Source organism: Mesorhizobium sp. M7A.F.Ca.CA.001.08.2.1 (assembly GCF_003998455.1).
Classification (GTDB): Bacteria; Pseudomonadota; Alphaproteobacteria; order Rhizobiales; family Rhizobiaceae; genus Mesorhizobium; species Mesorhizobium ciceri.
In genome coordinates, this window is record NZ_RZPW01000389.1 from 1 (window position 1) to 5,770 (window position 5,770).

A 5,770-nucleotide genomic window follows, 5' to 3' on the forward strand; every position below is an offset into this window, starting at 1 on the left:
CCGCAGGACCTGGCCCTGATCGACGCGCGAAAAGGCCTCAACATGTTCAAGAAGGTCGACGTGCCGCTGCTCGGCATCGTCGAGAACATGAGCTATTTCATCGCCCCGGACACCGGCAAGCGCTACGACATCTTCGGTCATGGCGGGGCGCGGCGCGAGGCCGAGCGCCTTGGCGTCACCTTCCTCGGCGAGGTGCCGCTCGAGATGGGCATTCGCGAAAGCTCGGATGCCGGCACGCCGGTTGTCGTCTCCAAGCCCGACGGCGCCGAGGCGAAAATCTACCGCGACATCGCCTCGAAGGTCTGGGACCGGGTTAACGAAGAGCGTGGTGCTGCGGCAGCGGCGGTGCCGAGTATTGTTTTCGAGTAGCTTGTTCGGCAGCCGCCGCCGCTCTGCAGCCTAGGCCGCGCCGACCTTCTCGCCGAAGCTGGAAAAAAACTGTCCGGCCAGTTTCTTCGAGGTCGATTCGATCAGCCGGCTGCCGAGCTGGGCGATCTTGCCGCCGACATCGGCCTTGGCCGCGTAGTTCAATATCGTGGCGTCGGGTCCATCTGCCGTCAGCGTCACGTCGGCGCCACCCTTGGCGAAGCCTGCAATGCCGCCCTTGCCTTCGCCCTGGATGGTGTAGGAGTGCGGCGGCTTCAGGTTCTTCAGCGTCACTTCGCCGTTGAACGTCGCCTTGATCGGTCCGATCTTCACCACCACGGTTGCCGCCATCTCGGTCGGCGACTTCATCTCCAGGCTCTGGCAACCGGGAATGGTCGCCTTCAAGACCTCGGGATCGTTCAGCGCTTCCCACACTTTTTGCAGCGGTGCGGCAATGCGCTCCTCGCCTTCGATCACCAAAGCCATGAAAACCTCCCGGACAAGACTGTCCGAACCCGTAACGCACGGCTTGGGGCGTGTCTATCGCACCAAAGTCCGGTTGCGACCGCACGCCCTCTTGCCTGCTCCCGCGCGTTGCCATATCGATTTGTCTTACAAATACGGAGACCATGATGGCAGGCGCCCCCACCCATAAGAAAAAATTTCGCTCGCAGGAGTGGTTCGACAATCCCGACAATCCGGGCATGACGGCTCTCTATCTCGAGCGCTATCTCAATTACGGCCTGACGCGCGCCGAACTGATGTCCGGCAAGCCGCTGATCGGCATCGCCCAGACCGGCTCGGATCTGTCGCCCTGCAACCGTCATCATATCGAACTGGCCAAGCGTGTGCGCGAAGGCATCGTCTCGATGGGCGGTATTCCGTTCGAGTTCCCCTGCCATCCGATCCAGGAGACCGGCAAGCGGCCGACCGCAGCGCTCGACCGCAACCTTGCCTACCTCAGCCTGGTCGAGGTGCTTTACGGCTACCCGCTCGATGGCGTCGTGCTGACCATCGGTTGCGACAAGACGACGCCGGCGCTGCTGATGGCAGCGGCCACCGTCAACATTCCGGCGATCGCGCTGTCGGTCGGGCCGATGCTCAATGGCTGGCACAAGGGCAAGCGCACCGGCTCCGGTACCATCGTCTGGGAATCACGCCAGCGCCTGTCGGCCGGCGAGATCGATTATGACGAGTTCATGGACATCGTCGCCTCGTCGGCGCCGTCCACCGGCTATTGCAACACCATGGGCACCGCCACCACGATGAACTCGCTGGCCGAGGCGCTTGGCATGCAGTTGCCGGGCTCGGCCGCCATTCCCGCGCCCTACCGCGAGCGTGGCCAGATTTCCTATGAGACCGGAAAACGCATCGTCGAGATGGTGCATGAGGATCTGAAGCCGTCCGACATCATGACGAGAGAGGCTTTCGAGAACGCCATCGTCGTCAATTCGGCCATTGGCGGCTCAACCAACGCGCCGATCCACCTCAATGCCATCGCCCGCCACCTTGGTGTCAAGCTCGACAATGACGACTGGCAGACGGTCGGCCTCAATGTGCCGCTGCTGGTCAATTTGCAGCCGACGGGCGAATATCTTGGCGAGGACTACCATCATGCCGGCGGCGTGCCGGCGGTCATTGCCGAACTGATGAAGGGCGACCTGTTGCCGCATCCCGGCGCACGCACCGTCAACGGCAAGTCGATCGGCGAGAATAGCGAGGGCGTCGCCAACGAAAACCCCGACGTCATCCGCTCTGTCGCCAAGCCGCTGAAGGCCAATGCCGGCTTCATCAATCTCAGGGGCAATCTGTTCGATTCGGCGATCATGAAGACCAGCGGCATCTCGCCCGAGTTTCGCGAACGCTATCTGTCCAATCCTAGGGATCCCGAGGCTTTCGAAGGCAACGCCATGGTTTTCGACGGGCCGGAGGATTACCACGCCCGCATCGACGACCCGGCGCAAGGCATCGACGAACACACCATCCTGTTCATGCGCGGCGCCGGCCCGGTCGGCTATCCCGGCGGTGCCGAGGTCGTCAACATGCAGCCGCCGGCCTATCTCATCAAGAAGGGCATCCACGCGCTCGCCTGCATCGGGGACGGCCGCCAGTCGGGCACGTCGGGTTCGCCGTCGATCCTCAACGCCTCGCCGGAAGCGGCGATCGGCGGCGGACTGGCGCTGCTCAAGACGGGCGACCGGGTCCGCATCGACTTGCGCAAGGGCACGGCCGACATCCTCGTCACCGACGACGAGATCACCCGGCGCCGCGCCGAACTGCAGAACAATGGCGGCTTCCACTATCCCGAGCACCAGACGCCCTGGCAGGAGATCCAGCGCGGTATGGTCGCGCAGTTTTCGGAGGGAATGGTGCTGAAGCCGGCGGTGAAATACCAGGATGTCGCGCACACCAGCGGTGTCCCCAGGGACAATCATTGATTCTGGATCGACGGATGGCGGCTTGATCAAATCAGGCCGCCGTCGGTTTTCCGGTCAGCGTGTTGCATCGCTGCCGGGTAGGTCGAGAACGGCCACCGTCCTTGACAAGCGCGCCCAACAAATCCACCATCATGACAAGGGGTGCATCGCGACGACCCCGTGAGGCGTCAGCCCAACGTTCGCGTCCAAGCTTCTCTTTTCAGGAGGTGGACGCCATGCCGTCAACAACCGCTATCACCGTACCGCAATTGTCCCGGCTCATAGGTCTGCCGGGCGCCCCAGTCATTGTCGATGTTCGCATAGATGAAGATTTCGACGCCGATCCGCGGCTGTTGCCGGCGTCGTGCCGTCGCGATTTCAAAACCGTTTCAAGCTGGGCGGCCACGTTCGCCGGCAAGCCAGTGGCCGTCGTTTGCCAGAGGGGGCAAAAGCTCTCGCAAGGCGTGGCCGCATGGCTGCGCCATGAGGGGATATCAGCTGAATCTCTCGAAGGCGGCTTTGAAGCCTGGCGCGATGCCGGCGGGCTTCTGGCCCGCACCGCCAAGATGCCGCCACGCAATGAAAAGGGCGCCACCGTCTGGGTGACGCGATCGCGCCCGAAGGTCGACCGCATCGCTTGCCCGTGGCTGATCCGGCGTTTCGTCGACCCCGACGCGGTGTTCCTGTTCGTCGAACCCGCTGAAGTGTTGGCTGTTGCCGACCGCTTTCAGGCCGTGCCGTTCGACATCGACAATGTGTTCTGGAGCCATCGCGGCGAGCGCTGCACCTTCGACACGATGATCGAGGAGTTCGGGCTGGAATCCGCGGCGCTCGATCGCCTCGCTGCAATCGTGCGGGCGGCCGACACTGCAAGCCTTGACCTGGTGCCTCAGGCGGCCGGCTTTCTGGTTGCCTCGCTTGGTCTGTCGCGTATGTACCGCGACGATCTGGAACAACTGGAAGCAGGCATGCTGCTCTACGACGCGTTCTTCCGCTGGTGTCGCGACGCCACCGAAGAAACGCACAACTGGCCGGCTGCGGGTAAGCCGTCGTGACCGCTCTTGTCCCGGACAATAAGGCGGGAACCGTCCCGGTGCCGGCTGCACCGACCTTCACCGAGGCCGTGAAGGTCTGGGCGAAAATCGGATTGCTCAGCTTTGGCGGTCCGGCCGGGCAGATCGCGCTGATGCACAAGGAACTGGTCGAGGAGCGGCGCTGGATCGGTGAGCGGCGTTTCCTGCACGCGCTGAACTACTGCATGTTGCTGCCTGGCCCGGAAGCCCAGCAACTCGCCATCTACATCGGTTGGCTGCTGCACAGGACGGCCGGCGGCCTTGTCGCCGGCATCCTGTTCGTCTTGCCGGGCGCGCTCGTCATGCTCGCCTTGAGCAGCCTCTACGTCCTCTATGGCGACGTGCCGCTTGTCGCGGCGCTGTTTTTCGGGGTCAAGGCGGCTGTGCTTGCCATTGTCGTCGAGGCGGTGGTCCGGATCAGCCGGCGTGCCCTCAAGAACCGGGTCATGGTGTCGATCGCGGTCGCGGCGTTCATCGCCATCTATGCGTTGAATGTGCCCTTTCCGCTCATCGTCCTGCTAGCCGGCCTGACGGGATGGCTGGGGGATCGCATTGCTCCCGCCCTGTTTTCCGGCTCGGCCCATGGCAAGGACGATGTTGCCGACTTCAAGGGAGCGGTCGACCTGATGTTCGAGCGTGGCGAACTGGCCCATGTCAAACCGACCAGATGGCATGCACCGCGCACCGTCGCCATCTGGCTGCCGCTCTGGCTCGGGCCTGTTCTTTTGATCTGGTGGTTCACCGGCTCTGCAAGCGTCTGGACCGAGATAGGCCGGTTCTTCAGTCTCATGGCTGTCGTCACCTTCGGTGGCGCCTATGCGGTCCTCGCTTATGTCGCACAGGCAGCCGTCCAGTCCTTCGGCTGGCTGGCGCCGGGTGAAATGGTCGATGGCCTTGGGCTCGCCGAAACGACGCCAGGGCCGCTCATCCTGGTGCTGCAGTTCGTCGGCTTCATCGCCGCGTTCCGCCATTCCGGCTCGCTGGACCCGTTGGTTGCCGGATCGCTGGGGGCTTTGCTCACTCTGTGGGTGACGTTCACGCCTTGCTTCTTCTGGATATTCCTCGGTGCGCCCTACATCGAGGCCTTGCGCGGCAACAAGGCACTGTCGGCCGCACTGGGCGCGATCACCGCCGCCGTTGTCGGGGTAATTATGAATCTGGCCCTATGGTTTGCCTTGCACGTCATCTTCCGTGAGGTGCGCGCGACGGGCCTTGGCATGAACGTGCCGGTGCTTTCGTCGATCGACTGGCGCGCGGCCTTGCTTTCCGTGGCCGCCATGGTCGCCATCCTGAAGCTGAAAGTCGGCATGCTGCCGACACTCGCGCTATCCGCCCTTGCAGGGATCTTGCTGGCGGCGGCTGGTTAGACAGCACCGCCTTTGCAATCCGCTTGCCCACCACCTAAGTGGGCTGGAAATGGAAGGAAACATCATGGCCGGACGGCGATCTTCCCTCGGCTTTCTCGGAATGTTCGGCCGTTCGGGCGACTTGAGGCAGCTCGACGATGCATTGCGCGGCGCCGATCTGCATCCAGCCCTTGTGCCGGAGGGCGTGAAGCTTACCCTCGTCAATCTCATGAAGGATCGCTGGCCCGACGAGCCGCCACCGGGCACCTATGCGTCGGTGGCACAATTATGCAGCTATTGCATCGCGGGTCCCGAAACCTTCGAGCAAGCCAATGGCCATGAGCGGACGCTGGGAGCCGAGCGCCGCATCGAGGCGGCGCTTGAAGCCGGTGACAGCCTCGACGCGCAGATCGTGCTGATGACGCTGCATGCCAAGCTCATCAACCCCGAAGTCGTCGACCGATACGGGCTCAGCGCGGAATGACGCGAAAGGCAAGATCTGCCTGATTCTCCTAGAGCAATTCTAGGAAAAGTGTGAGCGGTTTTCCGTCTAGAATTGCGTCAAAAC

At 63.1% G+C, this 5,770-nt stretch carries 6 protein-coding genes; 5 read left to right on the forward strand and 1 reads right to left on the reverse strand.

All coding sequences use genetic code 11. The features are described from left to right. A partial coding sequence (locus EN914_RS21525; protein WP_164778836.1) for a P-loop NTPase occupies window positions 1–369 on the forward strand: 369 nt, incomplete at its 5' end. Window positions 370–399: 30 nt separating this feature from the next. Here the strand turns inward: EN914_RS21525 and EN914_RS21530 are convergent. Then, entirely contained in the window at window positions 400–852 is a 453-nt protein-coding gene (locus EN914_RS21530) for a carbon monoxide dehydrogenase subunit G (RefSeq protein ID WP_013528005.1), read from the reverse strand. A gap of 146 nt (window positions 853–998) precedes the next feature. Here EN914_RS21530 and EN914_RS21535 point away from each other — a divergent pair, with 146 nt between their 5' ends. The 4 genes from EN914_RS21535 to EN914_RS21550 all read left to right on the forward strand — a co-directional run bounded on the left by EN914_RS21535 (window position 999) and on the right by EN914_RS21550 (window position 5,686). Further along, the gene (locus EN914_RS21535) at window positions 999–2,804 is read left to right on the forward strand and encodes an IlvD/Edd family dehydratase (RefSeq protein WP_013528004.1); all 1,806 of its coding nucleotides are present in this window, start codon (window positions 999–1,001) and stop codon (window positions 2,802–2,804) included. A gap of 215 nt (window positions 2,805–3,019) precedes the next feature. Next, entirely contained in the window at window positions 3,020–3,838 is an 819-nt protein-coding gene (locus EN914_RS21540; protein ID WP_024503378.1) for a chromate resistance protein ChrB domain-containing protein, read from the forward strand. Continuing rightward, window positions 3,835–5,223 carry a chromate efflux transporter gene (gene chrA, locus EN914_RS21545; protein ID WP_024503379.1) on the forward strand — a complete coding sequence of 463 codons (1,389 nt, stop codon included), beginning with the start codon at window positions 3,835–3,837 and terminating at the stop codon, window positions 5,221–5,223. The genes EN914_RS21540 and chrA overlap by 4 nt, the downstream gene beginning before the upstream one ends. Window positions 5,224–5,287: 64 nt before the next feature. Further along, window positions 5,288–5,686 carry a hypothetical protein gene (locus EN914_RS21550; RefSeq protein WP_024503380.1) on the forward strand — a complete coding sequence of 133 codons (399 nt, stop codon included), beginning with the start codon at window positions 5,288–5,290 and terminating at the stop codon, window positions 5,684–5,686. Window positions 5,687–5,770: the final 84 nt, after the last annotated feature.